Annotated in this window: 15 protein-coding genes; all 15 read right to left on the reverse strand. The window is 68.2% G+C overall.

Going from position 1 to position 17,642, the window contains the following annotated elements:
- Nucleotides 1–3 precede the first annotated feature (3 nt).
- The gene (locus A5758_RS17805) at nucleotides 4–1,554 is read right to left on the reverse strand and encodes an HD domain-containing phosphohydrolase (protein ID WP_082939756.1); all 1,551 of its coding nucleotides are present in this window, start codon (nucleotides 1,552–1,554) and stop codon (nucleotides 4–6) included.
- A gap of 33 nt (nucleotides 1,555–1,587) precedes the next feature.
- Nucleotides 1,588–2,334 carry a hypothetical protein gene (locus A5758_RS17810; RefSeq protein WP_067742867.1) on the reverse strand — a complete coding sequence of 249 codons (747 nt, stop codon included), beginning with the start codon at nucleotides 2,332–2,334 and terminating at the stop codon, nucleotides 1,588–1,590.
- 103 nt (nucleotides 2,335–2,437) lie between these two features.
- Entirely contained in the window at nucleotides 2,438–5,260 is a 2,823-nt protein-coding gene (gene secA / locus A5758_RS17815) for a preprotein translocase subunit SecA (protein ID WP_067742609.1), read from the reverse strand.
- A gap of 192 nt (nucleotides 5,261–5,452) precedes the next feature.
- Nucleotides 5,453–6,121: a ribosome hibernation-promoting factor, HPF/YfiA family gene (gene hpf / locus A5758_RS17820; protein ID WP_067205379.1), complete on the reverse strand. Its 669-nt coding sequence runs from the start codon at nucleotides 6,119–6,121 to the stop codon at nucleotides 5,453–5,455.
- 323 nt (nucleotides 6,122–6,444) lie between these two features.
- Nucleotides 6,445–7,077 (reverse strand): ComF family protein, encoded by a 633-nt coding sequence (locus tag A5758_RS17825; RefSeq protein ID WP_067205376.1) that lies wholly within the window; start codon nucleotides 7,075–7,077, stop codon nucleotides 6,445–6,447.
- Between the two features lie 65 nt (nucleotides 7,078–7,142).
- A complete protein-coding gene (lpqB, locus tag A5758_RS17830; protein WP_197503797.1) occupies nucleotides 7,143–8,900 on the reverse strand; it encodes an MtrAB system accessory lipoprotein LpqB in 1,758 nt (585 codons plus the stop codon).
- Nucleotides 8,900–10,585: an MtrAB system histidine kinase MtrB gene (gene mtrB, locus A5758_RS17835; protein WP_082939307.1), complete on the reverse strand. Its 1,686-nt coding sequence runs from the start codon at nucleotides 10,583–10,585 to the stop codon at nucleotides 8,900–8,902. Before mtrB ends, lpqB begins: the two co-directional genes overlap by 1 nt.
- Nucleotides 10,586–10,631: 46 nt before the next feature.
- Complete coding sequence (mtrA, locus tag A5758_RS17840) at nucleotides 10,632–11,318, reverse strand: two-component system response regulator MtrA (protein ID WP_067205366.1); 687 nt, start codon at nucleotides 11,316–11,318, stop codon at nucleotides 10,632–10,634.
- Between the two features lie 80 nt (nucleotides 11,319–11,398).
- Nucleotides 11,399–12,088 (reverse strand): dTMP kinase, encoded by a 690-nt coding sequence (locus tag A5758_RS17845; RefSeq protein WP_067205363.1) that lies wholly within the window; start codon nucleotides 12,086–12,088, stop codon nucleotides 11,399–11,401.
- 91 nt (nucleotides 12,089–12,179) lie between these two features.
- Nucleotides 12,180–13,652, reverse strand: coding sequence for an adenosylhomocysteinase (gene ahcY, locus A5758_RS17850; protein ID WP_067205360.1), 1,473 nt, complete (start codon nucleotides 13,650–13,652; stop codon nucleotides 12,180–12,182).
- Nucleotides 13,653–13,751: 99 nt separating this feature from the next.
- Nucleotides 13,752–14,348 (reverse strand): TetR family transcriptional regulator, encoded by a 597-nt coding sequence (locus tag A5758_RS17855; RefSeq protein WP_156622693.1) that lies wholly within the window; start codon nucleotides 14,346–14,348, stop codon nucleotides 13,752–13,754.
- 68 nt (nucleotides 14,349–14,416) lie between these two features.
- Entirely contained in the window at nucleotides 14,417–14,599 is a 183-nt protein-coding gene (locus A5758_RS17860; protein ID WP_066956259.1) for a rubredoxin, read from the reverse strand.
- A complete protein-coding gene (locus A5758_RS17865; RefSeq protein WP_067742621.1) occupies nucleotides 14,596–14,769 on the reverse strand; it encodes a rubredoxin in 174 nt (57 codons plus the stop codon). Before A5758_RS17865 ends, A5758_RS17860 begins: the two co-directional genes overlap by 4 nt.
- Nucleotides 14,766–16,007, reverse strand: coding sequence for an alkane 1-monooxygenase (locus tag A5758_RS17870; RefSeq protein ID WP_067742628.1), 1,242 nt, complete (start codon nucleotides 16,005–16,007; stop codon nucleotides 14,766–14,768). Before A5758_RS17870 ends, A5758_RS17865 begins: the two co-directional genes overlap by 4 nt.
- A gap of 101 nt (nucleotides 16,008–16,108) precedes the next feature.
- On the reverse strand, nucleotides 16,109–17,617 hold the full coding sequence (locus A5758_RS17875) for an APC family permease (RefSeq protein WP_067742631.1): 1,509 nt from the start codon (nucleotides 17,615–17,617) through the stop codon (nucleotides 16,109–16,111).
- Nucleotides 17,618–17,642: the final 25 nt, after the last annotated feature.

A 17,642-nucleotide genomic window follows, 5' to 3' on the forward strand; every position in this document is an offset into this window, starting at 1 on the left:
GCCCTAGGTATTTTTGACTAGTCCGTGGCGCAGCGCGTACATGCTGGCGCCGATCCGGTTCGACACGCCGATCTTGGCGTAGGTCCGTTCGACGTGGTTGCGCGCCGTTTTCTCGCTGATCACCAGAGACGCCGCGATCTCCTTGTTCGAGGCGCCACGCGCGACCAGGCACAGCACCTCGACCTCCCTGGGGGTCAACCCGTCCGGCCGCACGTGGGGCCGTTGCGCCGGCTGACCCGCTGCGTGCAGCACCGCTTCGACGGCGACCGAATCGAGTTCACCGGCCTGCGCCCGCCCGCGCAGCCGCCGGGCCGCCGCGTCCGGGGACATCTGTTCGCGATATGGCCTCGGCTCGCAGGCGGACTGGTAGCAGACCGCGGCGGCCAGGATGCGGTCCGGCGGGCCGAGCGCCGGCCCGGCGAGCCCGCGGGGATATCCCGACCCGTCAAGGCATTCATGGTGATTGCCCGCGACTTCGGCAAGCTGCCGCAGGCCGGGTACCTGGTTGAGGATGCGCACGGTCAGATACGGGTGCAGCCGAACGCGTTCGAACTCCGAGGAGGTCAACGATCCTTGCCTGGACCAGATCTGATTCGACACCCCGATGCGGCCCAGGTCGTGCACATGCCCCGCCCGCCGCGTCAAGGCCACCGCGTGGGCGTCGAGACCCGCGGCCCGCGCGGCGTCCCCGGCGAGCCGGGCCACCGCGCGCGAATGTCCAAGGGTGAAAGGGCATTTCAGATCGACGAAGTCGCCGAGGGCGACGAGCAGGGCGTCCAGCGATTGGTCGTCAAGCCGCCGATGCCGATCGGGCGCCGCGGCCAAAGCCGCCGCCCACGCGTCGCCGGCCGGCGGCCCGGCCAGAATCTCCTCGGCGTGACGAAGGACGGCGTCGGCGACCTGGGGATCGAATTGTCCGCCGCGCCGGTCGCGCACCATGGCCACGGCCCCCGCAACGCCGTAGGTGCGGTGGTGCACCTCGACCATGTCGGCCAGCTGGGCGATCCGCATCTGAATCGGGATCTCGTCGCCCTGGGCGCCTGCGGGCAGCCCGCCGCCGTCGTAGCGCTCGAACGCAAACGACACTGCCGCCTGCACGTTGGGGCCCAGGCCGATTCGGTCGGCCAGCACGGCCGCCGAGGTGCAATGCGAGTGGATCAACTGGGAGATGTGGCCGCGCGCGTTGGTGAAAAGGGTTGCCATTACGCTCAACCGGTGCGCCAGCGGGTGGCCGCGCCCCACGTTCCCGGCCAGGAACCGCAAGTACGGTAAGCCCGACCAATCAACGAGATACGAGTCGTGGCGCACGGCGATGTCGTCGCCGAACCACCGCGCGTATTCATGGGAGTCGGCGTGACAGCCGATCCACATGACCAAAGTCGTGTAGTAGGTGCAGTCCCGCTGTTCCGCATCGAGCCCGAGCCGGTCGGCAAGTCTGGTCGCGATCAGCGCCGCGCGCAGCATGTGCTCGGCGGGCTGGCCCAGGCCGAGGTCGATCGCCACCGACAGGGCCGCCAGCAGCTCCGCACGGGTCGGCAATTCGGGCTCCGACATGGGCCTCATTGTGCCCAGCTCATCGGCCCGCGGTCAGCCGATTGGCACAGTGCGCCCGACGGCATGATGGCGGCCGGCGTCGAACGTTTCGAAATGCCCCGAGCCCACCACGAACAGGCCTCGTTGCGGCGGCCGGAAGCCGGCCAGCCGCGGTTGACGCGGCAGCGGCCCGACGGGCCCGAGGTCCGCATCGCGCCATATCGCGCGCGACTGCGCCACCGCCCATACCCGCGCGGGGGCGATCATGAAGCGCTGCCCGTTGGGCGCCGTTCCCGCGAGCCGGACCCGGCCGGCGCGCAGGGTCGGGCCGGCGGCTCGGCCCATCGCGGCCAGCACCGCCCGGTTCGTCCAGGCGCGCGCCGGCAACCGCGCGCCGACCACGCTCATCAGTCGCGTCGACGGGGTGGAACCGATATCGATCTGCCACGCAAGCAATCCCGGGATCTCCACGAACAGCGACCACGGGGTGACCCAGGCGACGTCGATGTCGCACTGCACCGCGTCGTTGGGCGTCGCCGCGCTGAAGAAGCGTGCGCAGCTCTGCGGACCCGGCGTCGTCGCGTAGAAGGTCCACACACCGTCGGGGGCGCGATGCCACACCGACCGGTAGCCGGGCGAGAACGATGTGGCCGGGAAGTGCCGCAGCGCCAGATAGTGGCCGCTGGCGAACGGAAGGCCCATGACACCGAAGCCGACGAATCGTTCGTCGTCTCCGGCGGGCAGGTCGGGCTTTTGCAGGACGGCCGTGGCGGCGTCCAGTGGGGTGAGTGCTTTGGTCATTTGTGAATCGTGCGCGCCCGCACGGCCATACCGCATGGGGCGGCTGCCTCAAATCCGATGCCGAGTGTGAAGCCAGCCGCGCACTCGCGAAAAAGGTGGGGGTTTAGCGGCGTTTCACCGATTTGGGCGGCTTGGCGCCGCGGCCCTGCCGGCGTGCGGCTTCCCGACGCTCGCGCCGGCTCGCCCCGCCGGGAACCCCGGCCGGGGCCTTCCCGTCGCCGCCGTTGCGCTGCACCTGCGCCGAGCCGTCCTCCGACGGGCCGGAGTAGGTCATGGCGGGCGCCTCGTTGTCAATGCCCTTGGCGCGCAACTGAGTTGGGGGCTCTTCGCGCACGGGCGCTGCGGTGTCGCCCTGGTCTGCGGCGGTTCCCAGATCCTTGAGCCCCTCGGGCGTTTCCACCGGCGCGACCTGCGGGGACGGCACCGCCTCGACGGTGACGTTGAACAGGAAGCCGACCGACTCCTCTTTCATGCCGTCGAGCATGGCCATGAACATGTCGTAGCCCTCGCGCTGGTACTCCACCAGCGGATCGCGCTGCGCCATTGCGCGCAACCCGATGCCCTCCTTGAGGTAGTCCATCTCGTATAGGTGCTCGCGCCATTTGCGGTCGATGACGTTGAGCAGCACGTTGCGTTCCAGCTGGCGCATCGCGCCCTCGCCCGCGAGCTCCTCGAGCTCGGCTTCCCTTACGGCATAAGCACGTTCGGCGTCTTTGAGCAGCTCGTCGAGCAACTCCTCGCGGGTGAGGTCGTCGCGCTCGGAGTCACCGTCCAGGCGCATCAACGGCTCGTGCTCGATGCCGACCGGGTACAGCGTCTTGAGCGCCGTCCACAACGCCTCCAGGTCCCAATCCTCGGCGTAGCCCTCGGCCGTCGCGCCGTTGACGTACGCGGTGACCACGTCGCGGACCATGCCCAGCGCCTGATCCTTGACGTTCTCGCCTTCCAGGATGCGGCGACGCTCGGCGTAGATCACCTTGCGCTGCTGGTTCATCACCTCGTCGTACTTGAGGACGTTCTTTCTGACCTCGAAGTTCTGCTGCTCGACCTGGGTCTGCGCGCTCTTGATCGCCCGGGTGACCATCTTGGCTTCGATCGGCACGTCGTCGGGCAGGTTCAGCCGGTTCAGCATCGCCTCCAGCGCGGCGCCGTTGAACCGGCGCATGAGCTCGTCGCCCAGCGACAGGTAGAAGCGCGACTCGCCCGGGTCGCCCTGCCGGCCGGAGCGGCCGCGCAGCTGGTTGTCGATACGTCGCGACTCGTGACGCTCGGTGCCCAGCACGTACAGACCGCCGGCCTCGACCACCTCGGCGGCCTCCTTGCCGGCCTCCTCCTTGACTACCGGCAGCTCCTCGTGCCAGGCCGCCTCGTACTCGTCGGGCGTCTCGACCGGATCGAGGCCGCGTTCGCGTAGCCGCTGGTCGGTGAGGAAGTCGACGTTGCCGCCCAGCACGATGTCGGTACCGCGACCGGCCATGTTGGTGGCCACCGTGACCCCGCCGCGGCGGCCCGCCACGGCGACGATGCCGGCCTCCTGCTCGTGGTACTTGGCGTTGAGCACGTTGTGCGGGACCCGTCGCTTCTGGAACTGCCGCGACAGGTACTCCGAGCGCTCCACGCTGGTGGTACCGATCAGGACGGGCTGGCCCTTCTCGTAACGCTCGACGACGTCGTCCACCACCGCGATGTACTTGGCTTCCTCGGTCTTGTAGATGAGGTCTGACTGGTCGGTGCGAACCATCGGCTTGTTGGTCGGGATGGGTACCACGCCCAGCTTGTAGATCTCGTGCAGCTCGGCCGCCTCGGTCTGGGCGGTACCGGTCATGCCGGCGAGCTTCTCGTAGAGCCGGAAGTAGTTCTGCAGCGTGATGGTGGCCAGCGTCTGGTTCTCGGCCTTGATCTCGACGTGCTCCTTGGCCTCGATCGCCTGGTGCATGCCCTCGTTGTAGCGGCGGCCGTAGAGTACGCGGCCGGTGAACTCGTCGACGATGAGGACCTCGCCGTCGCGGACGATGTAGTCCTTGTCGCGGTTGAACAGCTCCTTGGCCTTCAGCGCGTTATTGAGGTAGCTGACCAGCGGCGAGTTGGCGGCCTCGTACAGGTTGTCGATGCCGAGCTGGTCCTCGACGAACTCGACGCCCAGCTCGTGCACGCCGACGGTGCGTTTGCGCAGGTCGACCTCGTAGTGGACGTCCTTTTCCATCAGCGGCGCCAGCCGGGCGAACTCGAGGTACCAGTTGGAAGCCCCGTCGGCGGGCCCGGAGATGATCAGTGGGGTGCGGGCCTCGTCGATCAGGATGGAGTCGACCTCGTCGACGATGGCGAAGTTGTGCCCGCGCTGCACCAGGTCGTCGAGCGAGTGGGCCATGTTGTCGCGCAGGTAGTCGAAGCCGAACTCGTTGTTGGTGCCGTAGGTGATGTCGGCGGCATACGCCACGCGGCGCTCGTCCGGTGTCATCTGGGCGAGGATCACGCCGACGTCCAGGCCGAGGAAGCGGTGCACGCGGCCCATCCACTCGCTGTCGCGTTTGGCCAGGTAGTCGTTGACCGTGACGACGTGCACGCCCTTACCGCCGATGCCGTTGAGGTAGGCCGGCAACACCGAGGTCAGGGTCTTGCCCTCACCGGTCTTCATCTCGGCGACGTTGCCGAAGTGCAGCGCCGCAGCGCCCATCACCTGCACGTCGAACGGGCGCTGGTCGAGCACCCGCCAGGCCGCCTCGCGGGCCACCGCGAACGCCTCGGGCAGCAGGTCGTCGAGGCTTTCACCGTCGGCGTGCCGCTTCTTGAACTCGTCGGTCTTGGCCCGCAGCTCCGCGTCGGTCAGCTTTTCGACCTCGTCGGACAAGGTGTTGACGTAGTCAGACACCCGCTTGAGACGCTTGAGCATGCGGCCTTCGCCGACGCGCAGCAACTTCGACAGCACAGCTATGTCCCCTGTTGGTAGGAGTCTCTTCTCTTAAGCGACTCCCATGGTAGGTGACAACCCCCTAAAGGCCGTCGTGGCGGCGATCGCAAGCGCGGCACCGCCGGGCGCTGCGGGTTGTCGCCTACAGACCCAGCGGCGATCGCAAGCGCGGCACCGCCGGGCGCTGCGGGTCGCCGCCCGAAGACCACGTCAGGAGAGCCTGATCAGCCCGTAGTCGTAGGCGTGCCGGCGGTAGACCACGCACGGCCGTTCGGTCTGCTTGTCGTGGAACAAGAAGAAGTCGTGCCCGACGAGCTCCATCTCGTAGAGCGCGTCGTCGACCGTCATCGGCGTGGCCGGGTGTTCCTTGGTCCGCACGATCCGCCCGGGCTCGTGGCCGGCGTCGGCGCCGTCATGGTCGGCCGGCGGCTCCAGTATGCGTTCCTGCCGCTGCGGCGGAACGACCGCGGTGGCGGCGGCCAGCGACACCGGCGTCTTGTCGCCGTAGTGGACCTTGCGGCGGTCCTTGACACGGCGCAGCCGGTTCTCCAGTTTGTCCACCGCGGACTCGAACGCCGCATAGAAGCTGTCGGCGCAGGCCTCCGCCCGGCTGACCGGCCCGCGGCCGCGGGCGGTGATCTCCACGCGTTGACACGATTTGCGCTGGCGCCGGTTCGGCGCGTGTTTGAGCTCGACATCGAAGAGATAGATGGAGCGATCGAACCGCTCGAGGCGGGCAAGTTTCTGGGAGACGTACAGACGGTAGTGGTCGGGAATTTCTACATTGCGGCCCTTGAAAACGACTTCGGCGGTGGTCGTCGGTTGGGGTTGGCCGTCGGTTTGCGTCGGCGGTTGGTCGAGAATCTGACCGGAATCCACGGATAGCCTTGACATACGTGACAACTCGTTTCTCTTTCACGTCGCACGCGCCCTGCGTGCCCGGCTTGCTAACGACGCGCCGACGAGGTGGGGAGAGCGGTCCTTTGGGGAAGTCACCGCCGCAGAGTGCTCGCCGATGCAAGGTGTCGAATACTCACCCCTTCCCGCGAGTGGGGTCTCAACTTGGGAATGTCGCGACCAGTGAGGCAGACCAGTGAGTTGATTAACGTTGTTCTCGACGTTAGCTCTTGTTCGCCTCGCCATGCCACTGATTTCGCGGAGCTGTTGCGAGTTCTTCACATACTCTTGGCGACCGCACAGCCTCACGCGACCGCGAGCGCCAGCACGGCGGTCACCCGGACGCCGGCGGCGTCCAGCACTCGCACCGACTCGCGTGCCGTCGCCCCGGTGGTGACGATGTCGTCGACGATCAAGACCTCGGTGCGCGGCCGTGTTCCGTGCAGCAGCACCCGGCCCGCGACGTTGCGCTCACGGGCGGCCGTGCCCAGGCCCACCGAGTCGCGAACCAGGGCCCGCATCCGCAGCGCAGTGGCGACGGCGATGGCCGGGTGGCCGGCCACCGCGGCGCGCGCCAGCCGGGTGACCGGGTCGCCGCCGCGCCTGCGCGCCGCCGAACGACGCGTCGGCGCCGGCACGACGGTCAGCGGGGTCTGCACGATTCCCCACGACAGCAGCCGGTGCACGCCGGTGGCCAGCGCAACCGCCAACGGCCCGACGAGATCGGCGCGGCCCTGCTCCTTGAGCGCCAGGATCGCTTGCCGGCGCGCGCCGGCGTAGCGGCCGAGGGCGAACACCGGCACCTGCGGGTCGATCCGGGGGTTCACCACGTGCGGTTGGTCCGCGGCCACCGCCAGCTCGTGCGTGCACGCGTCACACCAGCGGGTCGACGGCGCCCCGCAGCCGCCGCACTGCAGCGGCAGGATGAGGTCGAGCATGGGGCCAGTGTCGCGGGCTGGACCGACAACCCGGGCGGCTGCGGTGTTCTGGCGTCGGGCCGCAACTAGCCCGGCAGCACCGGCGCCGCGCCGAACACCGTCAACCCCGGCACCTCCGACCAGCCCTGCTGGCTTTCGGCCGCCGACGCCGAATACTGCAGCACCCCTTGGGGAGCGCCCACGTAGACCGTGGACGGGTTGGCCGCGACCGTGATCACCGGCATCTGCAGGCCCCGGGCGGGCGCGTCGGAGTTCACCCCGTCGAGGTTGACGTACGACACCGGATGGCTGGCGTCGGTCCGGGTCACCACGATGTCGTCGCCGGTTCGCCAGGACAGCGACACCACCGAGTTGCCCAACCCGAAGCCGAGCCGCCGCGGGTAGGTCAGCGCGTACTGGCCGGCCTGGGTCTGCTCGACGCTGGCCAGGATCACCTGGCCGCCGATCACCATCGCGGCGCGCGCGCTGTCGCGGGACAGCTGCAGGTCGGTGATCGGCCCCGGGAACCGGGTGGACACCGCGACGGAATCGACCGGGATGCGGGCGGGTTGCCCCGACGCCGGCTCCTGGATCGCGCGCAGCACGTTGTTGCCGTCCACCACCACCCACACCGCGTCGTCCAATGACCAACTCGGCCGCGACAGGCTGTGCCCGTCGGCGGACTGGACCGCTTCGCCGCCGAGGTCACCGATCCACAGCGACGCCGCCTCGTCGGGCGCGCCGCGGTGCAGCGTGACGACGGACGCCACCTGCCGCCCGCTGCGCGACAGCGCGGCGCCGGTCTGATCCCCCATTCGCCCGAAGGCCCCCGGCACGTTGCTGATGCGCTGTCCGTCCAGGCCGACCAGCGAGCCGTTCACCAGGGCATGCAATCCGGCGCCCGCGCCATCCGCAACGCCCGGGTCGGTGGCGGCGACATCGGAGGTTGTCCACCCCTCGGCGAACCGGTCGTCCAGCGGCGCGCCGTCGGCGTTGATGACGTAGGGCCCCCGGATATCGGCCCTGGCCAGTGTCCAAATGATCTGCGCGGCAAGCAATTGCCGGCTGTGCGGATCGGTGGTGGACAGCTTCTCCAGATCGATGCGCGCGCCGCCGTAGCCGCGCCCGATCCCGTTCTTGCCGCCGTCGGCCCGGGTCACCGGTCCGCGCAGCCGCAGCGGCGGGGCGAGCAGGTTGCGGACCGTGTGGGCCATCTCCGGCCGCGGCCCGGCGATCATCTTGGACACCAACTCGGTGGCCAACTGATCGTGGTCGGCGACCGCGACGTAGCGCGGATCGGGGACCACGGTCTTGCCGGTCGGGTCGGCGAAGTACAGGGTGTTGCGCTTGTAGGTGGACTGAAACTGCTGCCAGTCCAGGAAGACTCCGTTGGGCAGGCGGTCGATCCGCCACCCGCCCGAGGTCTTGACCAACTCGATCGGGCCCGGGTCGGGCAGCACCCCCTCGGCGGTTTCGAACACTCCCATGTCCGACAGCGATCCCAGGATGTCCGCCCGCATGGTCGCCGAAACCCGTTCGGCGGCACGGGTTTCCACAAACACCACGTGGTCGATCAGCAGCGCGCTACCGGCGTCGTCCCACGCGTTGGATGCCGACTGGGTGAGGAACTGCCGGGCCGCCAGATGCCGGTTCGCGGGATCGGCTGTGGCCTTGAGGAATTCGCGCAGCAACACGTCGGGATCCATGCCGGGCGTCGGCTTGGGCAGGTTCGACGGGGCCGGCCGTTCGACGGTGCCGATGGCTTGGGGGGCCGACGAGCTGGGCACCCCCGCGCAGCCGCCCAGCAGCACCGCCACCAGCAACAACCCGAGCAGGCGCCGCATCACCCGCTCCTCTCGGCGTGTTCACGTTGGCGCGAACGGTCTTTCGCGGTTGGCGGCCCCGGCGGATTCGTGCCGGCGGTCGGCGGAACGGGCTTCATGGGCAGCGGGCTGGTGGTGACCTTGTGGCCGCGAACCAGCGGAAGCGTCAGCCGGAAGCACGAACCCTCGCCCGGCTCGCCCCACGCCTCCAGCCGGCCCTGGTGCAGGCGCGCATCCTCCACGCTGATCGCCAGGCCGAGCCCGGTGCCGCCGGACCGGCGCACCCGCGACGGGTCGGCGCGCCAGAATCGGCTGAACACCAGCTTCTCCTCGCCGGGCCGCAGCCCCACCCCGTAGTCGCGGACGGTGACGGCGACGGTGTCCTCGTCGGCGCCCATCCGGATCTGCACGGGCTTGTGTTCCGCGTGGTCGATGGCGTTGGCGATCAGGTTTCGCAGGATCCGCTCCACCCGCCTGGTGTCGACCTCGGCGATCACCTCCTCGTCGGGCAGGTCGACGAGCAGCTCGATGCCGGCCTCTTCGGCCAGGTGGCCCACGTTGCTGAGCGCGCTCTGCACGGTGGTGCGCATATCCACCGCCTCGACGGACAACTCGGCCACACCGGCGTCGTGCCGGGAGATTTCCAAGAGGTCGTTGAGCAGCGACTCGAACCGGTCCAGCTCATTCACCATCAGCTCGGTGGACCGCGCCAGCGTGGGGTCGAGGTCGGCGCTGTGGTCATAGATGAGGTCGGCGGCCATCCGCACGGTGGTCAGCGGGGTGCGCAGCTCGTGGCTGACGTCGGAGGTGAACCGGCGCTGCAGGTTGCCGAACTCCTCGAGCTGGGTGATCTGGCGGGACAAGCTCTCGGCCATGTCGTTGAACGAAACCGCCAGCCGGGCCATGTCGTCTTCGCCGCGCACCGGCATCCGTTCGGACAGGTGCCCCTCGGCGAAGCTTTCGGCGATCCGCGACGCAGATCGCACCGGCACCACCACCTGGCGCGAGACCAGCAGCGCGATCCCGGCGAGCAGCACCAGCAGGACGGCGCCGCCGGTGATCATGGTGCCGCGCACCAGCGTGATGGTGGCCTGCTCGTTCTTCAACGGGAAGATCAGGTACAGCTCCAGGTTGGCCACCTGGGACGACGCCGGCGTGCCCATGATCAGCGCCGGACCGGAGAAGCCGTCGGTGTGCACGGTGGCGTACTGGTACGACGCCTGCCCGGCCTTGACGAAGCCGCGCAGGGAATTCGGCACCTGGTCGACGGGCCCGGCCGTGGTCGCCGCGCGCGGCCCGTCGCCCGGCACGATCAGCACCGCGTCGAACGCGCCGGCCAGCCCGGCGCCCGACGCGGGGTCGGTCTTGGACGTCAACGTGTTGCGGGCCAGCTGCAGGCTGCTGTCCAGCGAGCGCGTCTCCTCGCCGCTAACGATCCCGCCGACGGTGGTGCGCGCGCGCTCGATCTGTTCGATGCCGGCCTTGACCTTGACGTCGAGAACCCGATTGGTGACCTGGCTGGTCAAGACGAAGCCGAGCGCCAAGATCACCGCCAGGGACAACCCGAGCGTCAGCGCCACGACACGCAGCTGCAATGACCGGCGCCACGCAACGGCAACGGCTCGACTCACCGCACCCATGCCGCGGGTCATGGGGCCGGAGCGCCCCCAACGGCTCCGAGTGCGTCGCCGGGAGCCCCAGATCACCGCAGGCGTCCTCCCCCGCGACGCTGTTCATGGTCGCCGGCGCGGATCACGGAGGTCCGGCCTTGTAACCCACTCCTCGAACGGTCAACACCACGGTCGGGTTCTCAGGGTCTTTCTCAACCTTGGCCCGCAGACGCTGGACGTGCACGTTCACCAAGCGGGTGTCCGCTGGGTGACGGTAGCCCCACACCTGTTCGAGCAGCACATCACGAGTAAACACCTGCCGCGGTTTGCGCGCCAACGCGACCAGCAGGTCGAATTCCAGCGGCGTCAGGGAAATCTGCTCGCCGTTCCGGGTCACCTTGTGCGCCGGCACGTCGATCTCGACGTCGGCGATGGACAGCATCTCGGCCGGCTCGTCGTCATTGCGCCGCAGCCGCGCCCGCACCCGGGCCACCAGCTCCTTGGGCTTGAACGGCTTCATGATGTAGTCGTCGGCGCCCGACTCGAGGCCGAGGACCACGTCGACGGTGTCGGTCTTGGCGGTGAGCATCACGATCGGGACGCCCGAATCGGAGCGCAGCACGCGACAGACGTCGATGCCGTTCATGCCCGGCAGCATCAGGTCCAACAACACCAGATCGGGGCGCAGTTCGCGCACCGCAGTCAGGGCCTGGGTGCCGTCACCGATGACCGCGGTGTCGAAACCCTCCCCACGCAACACGATGGTGAGCATCTCGGCTAGCGAAGCGTCGTCGTCGACGACCAAAATCCTTTGCCTCATGAAGTCCATGGTGTCACCAGATCGGGACAAACCCGGCGCGCCACACGGGCGTTTCTTGCGCCGAGCCGCAAATATGGAGGCAAATTCGGTCAAATTCGCGTGCTCGACGCCCCCGGCGTGCCCTCCCGGGCGGTTGCGGGGACCTCTTTGGCGCCGATGAGGGTGGCGGCCAGCCGGTCCGGATCGACCTCCGCGTCGGCGACCAGCCAGGGTCCGCCCCAGCCCGCGGCGGCCAGCTCGGCGTAGACCGCGCCCGTGCGCAGCTGCAGTTCGTGGTCGCGTTCGTAGCTGTCGCGCGCCCGGCCCGGGTCGGACTGCGCCCGGCTGCGGGCGCGCTGCCCGGCCAGCTCGGCCGGCACCGCTAGCAACACCTGCCAGTCGGGGGCGGGCAGCCCGAGCCGCCGGTACTCCAGCTCGAGCACCCAGGCGGCCGCAGCCCCGCCCGCGTCCTCGTGCAGGCGCGCGGCGCTGTAGGCCGCGTTGGATGCGACGTAGCGATCCATGATGACCACGTCGTGGTCGCGGCGCAGGGCCTCGATGTCCTCGACGGCGCCCGCCCGGTCGAGCGCGAACAGCAACGCCATCGCATACACCGACGACGCGAGATCGCCGTGCTGTCCGTGCAGGGCCTCGGCCGCGACGTCGGCGGTCACCGATTTCCCGTAGCGCGGGAACGCCACGATCGCCACCGACTTCCCGGCCGTCTCGAAGGCCCTGCGCAAGCCGTCGGACAGCGTCCGCTTGCCCGCGCCGTCAACCCCTTCGATCGCGATCAGCACGGCGCCAGCCTATCGGCGCGTCGAGCGCCCGGCTGGCCGGGCACTCGGTGCCGAACCCCCGGCTGGCCGGGCATTCGGCGAGAGCGACAACTCAGTAGCGGTAGTGGTCGGCCTTGTAGGGGCCGTCGACATCGACGCCGATGTACTCGGCCTGCTCCTTGGTGAGCTTGGTCAGCTTGCCGCCGAGCGCCTCGACGTGGATACGGGCCACCTTCTCGTCGAGGTGCTTGGGCAGCCGGTAGACCTCGTTGTCGTACTCGTCGTTCTTGGTCCACAGCTCGATCTGGGCGATCACCTGGTTGGAGAAGCTGTTGCTCATGACGAACGACGGGTGGCCGGTGGCGTTACCCAGGTTCAGCAGCCGCCCCTCGGAGAGCAGAATGATCGACTTGCCGCTGTCTTTGAACGTCCACACGTCGACCTGCGGCCGGATGTTCGTCTTGGTCGCGCCCGAGCGCTCCAGTTGGGCGACCTGGATCTCGTTGTCGAAGTGCCCGATGTTGCCCAGCACCGCATAGTCTTTCATCGCCTTCATGTGGTCGAGGGTGATGATGTCCTTGTTACCGGTGGCGGTGATGACGATGTCCGCCTCGCCGATCGCGTCCTCGACCGTCTCGACGTCGTAGCCCTCCATCAGGGCCTGCAGGGCGTTGATCGGGTCGATCTCGGTGACGACGACGCGCGCCCCCTGGCCCTTGACCGACTCGGCGCAGCCCTTGCCCACGTCGCCGTAGCCGCAGACCAGCACCTTCTTGCCGCCGATGAGCACGTCGGTGCCGCGGTTGATCCCGTCGATCAGGGAGTGCCGGCAGCCGTACTTGTTGTCGAACTTGGACTTGGTCACCGAGTCATTGACGTTGATCGCCGGGAAGGCCAGGTCACCGGCCGCGGCGAACTGGTACAGGCGCAGCACGCCGGTGGTGGTCTCCTCGGTGACGCCCTTGACCGACTCGGAGATCTTGGTCCACTTGTCCTTGTCGGTCTCGAAGCGCTTGCGCAGCAGCTCCAGGAAGACCTTCCACTCGCTGGGGTCGTCGTCCTCCGCCGGGGGCACCACACCCGCCTTCTCGTACTGCGCGCCGCGCAGCACCAGCATGGTGGCGTCGCCGCCGTCGTCGAGGATCATGTTGGCCGGCTCGTCCGGCCAGGTGAGCATCTGCTCGGCCGCCCACCAGTACTCCTCCAGCGTCTCGCCCTTCCAGGCGAACACCGGGACGCCCTTGGGCTCCTCGGGCGTGCCGTGCGGGCCGACGACCACCGCGGCAGCGGCGTGGTCCTGGGTGGAGAAGATGTTGCACGACGCCCACCGCACCTGCGCGCCCAGGGAGACGAGGGTCTCGATGAGGACCGCGGTCTGCACCGTCATGTGCAGCGAGCCCGAGATCCGCGCCCCCTTGAGTGGTTGCACTTCGGCGTACTCGCGGCGCAGCGACATCAGACCCGGCATCTCCTGCTCGGAGAGCTCGATGTCCCGGCGACCATAGTCCGCCAACGACAGGTCGGCGACCTTGAAATCGATGCCGTTGCGGACGTCGGCGGTCAGCGAACTTTCGGTCGTCGTCATAAATCTCATTCCTTCTGCGGCTTAGGGTCCAAGAGGATTACTTAGCTTAGGTATGCGCTCTTGCGCCACTGTAGTCGGCGGCCGCGGGGGCAGGAGGCGTCAGGGCACGTTGACGACGCCGTGACGTTCCGCGAACGGCGTCATCAGCCGCGCCAGGTCCGCCGCGACGTCGTGGTCGGCCTCCGGCGGCATCGACACGTAGCTCATCGCCAGCCGCACGATGGCGCGCGCGAGCACGCCGGCGTCCTCGTCACTGGTGGCCACCCAGCTTTGGGTGAATGCCGTACTCAGCCGTTCCGACGCGCGCGTGATGATGGGTCCGCTGTCGGTGGTGATGATTTGCAGCAGGTCCGGCTTGGCGACACCGGTCAGCAGCGAGATCACCAGCGGGTCGGCCGCCGACTCCGCGAAGAAGGCGCGAAAGCCCTGCAGGAACGCTTCGTAGATGTTGCCGACGTGGGCGTCGATCGCGCCTCCGACCGCGTCGACCAGGCGATCGGCCAGGCGCAGGGCGTAACCCTGCGCCAGGCCCTGCCGCGAGCCGAACTCGTTGTAGATGGTCTGCCGGCTGATGCCCGCGGCGCGGGCCACGTCCGAGAGCGTGATGGCGGACCAGTCGCGGGTGCCCAGCAGCTCGCGCATGGCGTCCAGCACCGAGTCGCGCAGCAGGGCGCGCGACGCCTCGGGGTACGGCATCCGCTTCACAGGCGCGACAATAGCTGCTTTCGCGACCGTTTCCGCTTCTTCAACCGTGTTCGTGACGATCACGAACGGGCGATCTCCACCATCTCGAAGTCGGATTTCGCGGCGCCGCAATCCGGGCAGCTCCAGTCCTCCGGGATGTCGTCCCAGCGGGTCCCGGGCGCGATGCCGTCTTCCGGCCAGCCCTTAGCCTCGTCGTACTCGAACCCGCACTGCACGCAGATGAAGAGCTTGTAGTCGGTCACTGTTTCACTCCTATCTCCTGGAAGTCGGCCTTCTCGCGCACCGCGCAATCGGGGCAGCACCAGTCGTCGGGGATGTCACTGAAGGGCGTGCCCGCGGGAAAGCCTTCCCGCGGGGCGCCTTTCGCTTCGTCGTAGATGTAGTCGCAACCCGGGCAGCGGTAGGCGATCATGCGGGCGCCCCGTAGCGCGCCAGCACCTTGCCGCGCATCCGCGGGTGGATGTTGACCTTGGTGATGTCGCCGTCGTAGTGCTCCAGCACCCGGTGGTCCATCACCTTGCGCCACAGCGGCGGGATGTAGGTCAGCGAGATCATCGACGCATACCCGCTCGGCAGGTTGGGCGCACCCTCCATGCTGCGCAGCGTCTGGTAGCGGCGCGTGGGGTTGGCGTGGTGATCGCTGTGCCGTTGCAGGTGGTACAGGAACAGGTTGGTGACGATGTGGTCGGAGTTCCAGCTGTGCACCGGCGCACAGCGCTCGTATCGGCCGTTGGCGTTCTTCTGTCGCAGCAGGCCGTAGTGCTCCAGGTAGTTGACGGCCTCGAGCAGGCTGAAGCCGAAGACGGCCTGGATGACCACGAATCCGATGAGCGCCGGGCCGAAGAACCCGATCAGCACACCCCACAACACGATCGACAGCAGCCAGGCGTTGAGCACGTCGTTGGACAGGTACGTCGCCGGGTTCCACGGGTTCTTGTCCTGCCGTCGCAGCCGCTGGGCCTCCAGCCGTAGCGAGGAGCTCAGGCTGCCGAAGACGCTGCGCGGCAAGAACTCCCAGAAGGTCTCACCGAAGCGGGCCGACGCCGGGTCCTCCGGGGTCGAGACGCGCACGTGGTGGCCGCGGTTGTGCTCGATGTAGAAGTGGCCGTAGCAGGTCTGCGCCAGGGTGATCTTGGACAGCCACCGTTCCAGCGCGTCCTTCTTGTGGCCCATCTCGTGGGCGGTGTTAATGCCGACGCCGCCGAGCACGCCGACCGACAGCGCCACGCCCAGCTTGCCCACCCAGCCCAGCCCGCCGTCAAAGCCGAGCCAGTGCAGGTCCGAAGCGGTGAACAGATAGGCACCCATGACCACGCTGAGGTACTGGAACGGAACGTAGATATAGGTGCAGTAGCGGTAGTACTTGTCATTCTCCAGCTGCTCCATCACCTCATCGGGCGGATTCTGCCCGTCGGGCCCGAACCGCAGGTCGAGGATCGGCAGCAGGACGTACAGCAGGATCGGCCCGATCCACAGCGGCGCCTGCGCGGCGGCGTGCCAGCCGAGCTTGTTGAGCCCCCAGACGATCGGCAGCATCACGAACAACGCCGTCGGCGCGATCAGCCCCATCAGCCAGAAGTGCCGCTTCTTGTCGCGCCAGACTGGCGCCTCTGCCGCTTCCGGCGTCACCTGCGGTTCCAATGTGGTCATATGCCAAACCTCCTTGTGAGTCACACCACGTTGGAGATTGACAATATCGCCATATGCGTCTCGTGTCTAGACATCAGACACCATTTTGTAAAGCAGATGGTCTAGGGCACGGCGTCGGGTTCGGCACCCACGGGCGCTTCGACCTCCTCCGACTCCCGGCTGCCCTGCACCGAGTGCCGGTATCCGTAGCCGGCGTAGATCGCGGTTCCCACCACCAGCCAGACGCCGAACCGCACCCAGGTCAGCGCGGTGAGGTTGACCATCAGCCACACGCACGCGCAGATCGAGGCGATCGGCAGGACCGGAACCCAGGGGGCGCGGAAGCCGCGCTCCAGGTCGGGTCGGGTGCGGCGCAGCACCATGACGCCGGCCGAGACCAGGATGAACGCGAACAGCGTTCCGACGTTGACCATCTCCTCGAGCTTGGCGATCGGGAACACCGAGGCGGTGGCGGCCACCACCAGCGCGACGAGCACGGTGATCCGCACCGGGGTGCCGCGCGAGCCGGTCTTCGCCAGCTGCCGCGGCAGCAAACCGTCGCGCGCCATCGCGAACAGGACGCGGCATTGGCCGAGCATCAGAACCATCACCACGGTGGTCAGTCCGGCCAGCGCTCCGATCGCGATGATCTTGCTGGCCCAATGGATGCCGTTCGCCGTGAACGCCGTCGCGAGGTTGGCCGGCTTGTGGCCGGGGACGGTCTTGAGCTGGGTGTAGGAGACCATCCCGGACAGCACCACCGAGACCGCCACGTAGAGCACGGTCACGATCGCCAGCGACGCCAGGATTCCCCGGGGCACGTCGCGCTGGGGACGCTTGGTCTCCTCGGCCATGGTCGCGACGATGTCGAACCCGATGAACGCGAAGAACACGATCGACGCGCCCGCCAGCACGCCGTACCAGCCGTAGTGGCTGCTGTGCGCCCCGGTCAGCAGCGACAACACCGACTGGTTGACGCCCGACGCCTCGCGCCCCGCCTCGGGCTTGGGGATGAACGGCGAATAGTTGGAGCGCTTGATATAGAAGGCGCCGACGACGACCACCAGCAGCACCACCGACACCTTGATGCCGGTGATGATGGCGGAGAACCTCGACGACAGCTTGGTCCCCAGGGCGATCAGGGTGGACACCCCCGCGACGATCAGCAGCGCGCCCCAGTCCACATCGAAAGACCCGAGGCTGGTGGTGCCGCCGGCGAATCCGAACACGTTACCCAGGTAGCTCGACCAACCCTTGGCCACGACCGCCGCGCCGATCGCCAGCTCCAGCAGCAGGTTCCAGCCGATGATCCAGGCCAGGAACTCCCCAAAGGTGGCATACGAGAAGGTGTAGGCGCTGCCCGCGACGGGCAGCGTCGAGGCGAACTCGGCGTAGCACAATGCCGCCAGCGCGCAGGTGACCGCCGCGATGACGAACGAAATCCAGATCGCCGGGCCGGTGATGTCGCCGGTCGTCGACGCGGTCACCGTGAAGATCCCGGCGCCGATCACCACAGCGACCCCGAAAACGACCAGGTCGAACCAGGTGAGCTCCTTGCGTAGCCGGGTGTCTGGCTCGTCGGTGTCGGCGATCGATTGTTCGACCGACTTCGTGCGCCATCGGTTGGCCATCCGCCGCCCTTTCCCATTCACTGGG

This window comes from Mycobacterium sp. 852014-50255_SCH5639931, from assembly GCF_001665605.1.
In the GTDB taxonomy this organism is placed as follows: Bacteria; Actinomycetota; Actinomycetes; order Mycobacteriales; family Mycobacteriaceae; genus Mycobacterium; species Mycobacterium paraffinicum.

Coding starts and splice junctions, on each gene's coding strand:
- A5758_RS17825 (WP_067205376.1), bottom strand. CDS start 7,077: ATGCTCGACCTCATCCTGCCGCTGCAGTGCGGCGGCTGCGGGGCGCCG.
- ahcY (WP_067205360.1), bottom strand. CDS start 13,652: ATGACGACGACCGAAAGTTCGCTGACCGCCGACGTCCGCAACGGCATC.
- lpqB (WP_197503797.1), bottom strand. CDS start 8,900: ATGCGGCGCCTGCTCGGGTTGTTGCTGGTGGCGGTGCTGCTGGGCGGC.
- A5758_RS17875 (WP_067742631.1), bottom strand. CDS start 17,617: ATGGCCAACCGATGGCGCACGAAGTCGGTCGAACAATCGATCGCCGAC.
- A5758_RS17805 (WP_082939756.1), bottom strand. CDS start 1,554: ATGTCGGAGCCCGAATTGCCGACCCGTGCGGAGCTGCTGGCGGCCCTG.
- A5758_RS17870 (WP_067742628.1), bottom strand. CDS start 16,007: ATGACCACATTGGAACCGCAGGTGACGCCGGAAGCGGCAGAGGCGCCA.
- A5758_RS17865 (WP_067742621.1), bottom strand. CDS start 14,769: ATGATCGCCTACCGCTGCCCGGGTTGCGACTACATCTACGACGAAGCG.
- mtrA (WP_067205366.1), bottom strand. CDS start 11,318: ATGGACTTCATGAGGCAAAGGATTTTGGTCGTCGACGACGACGCTTCG.
- A5758_RS17810 (WP_067742867.1), bottom strand. CDS start 2,334: ATGACCAAAGCACTCACCCCACTGGACGCCGCCACGGCCGTCCTGCAA.
- A5758_RS17855 (WP_156622693.1), bottom strand. CDS start 14,348: ATGCCGTACCCCGAGGCGTCGCGCGCCCTGCTGCGCGACTCGGTGCTG.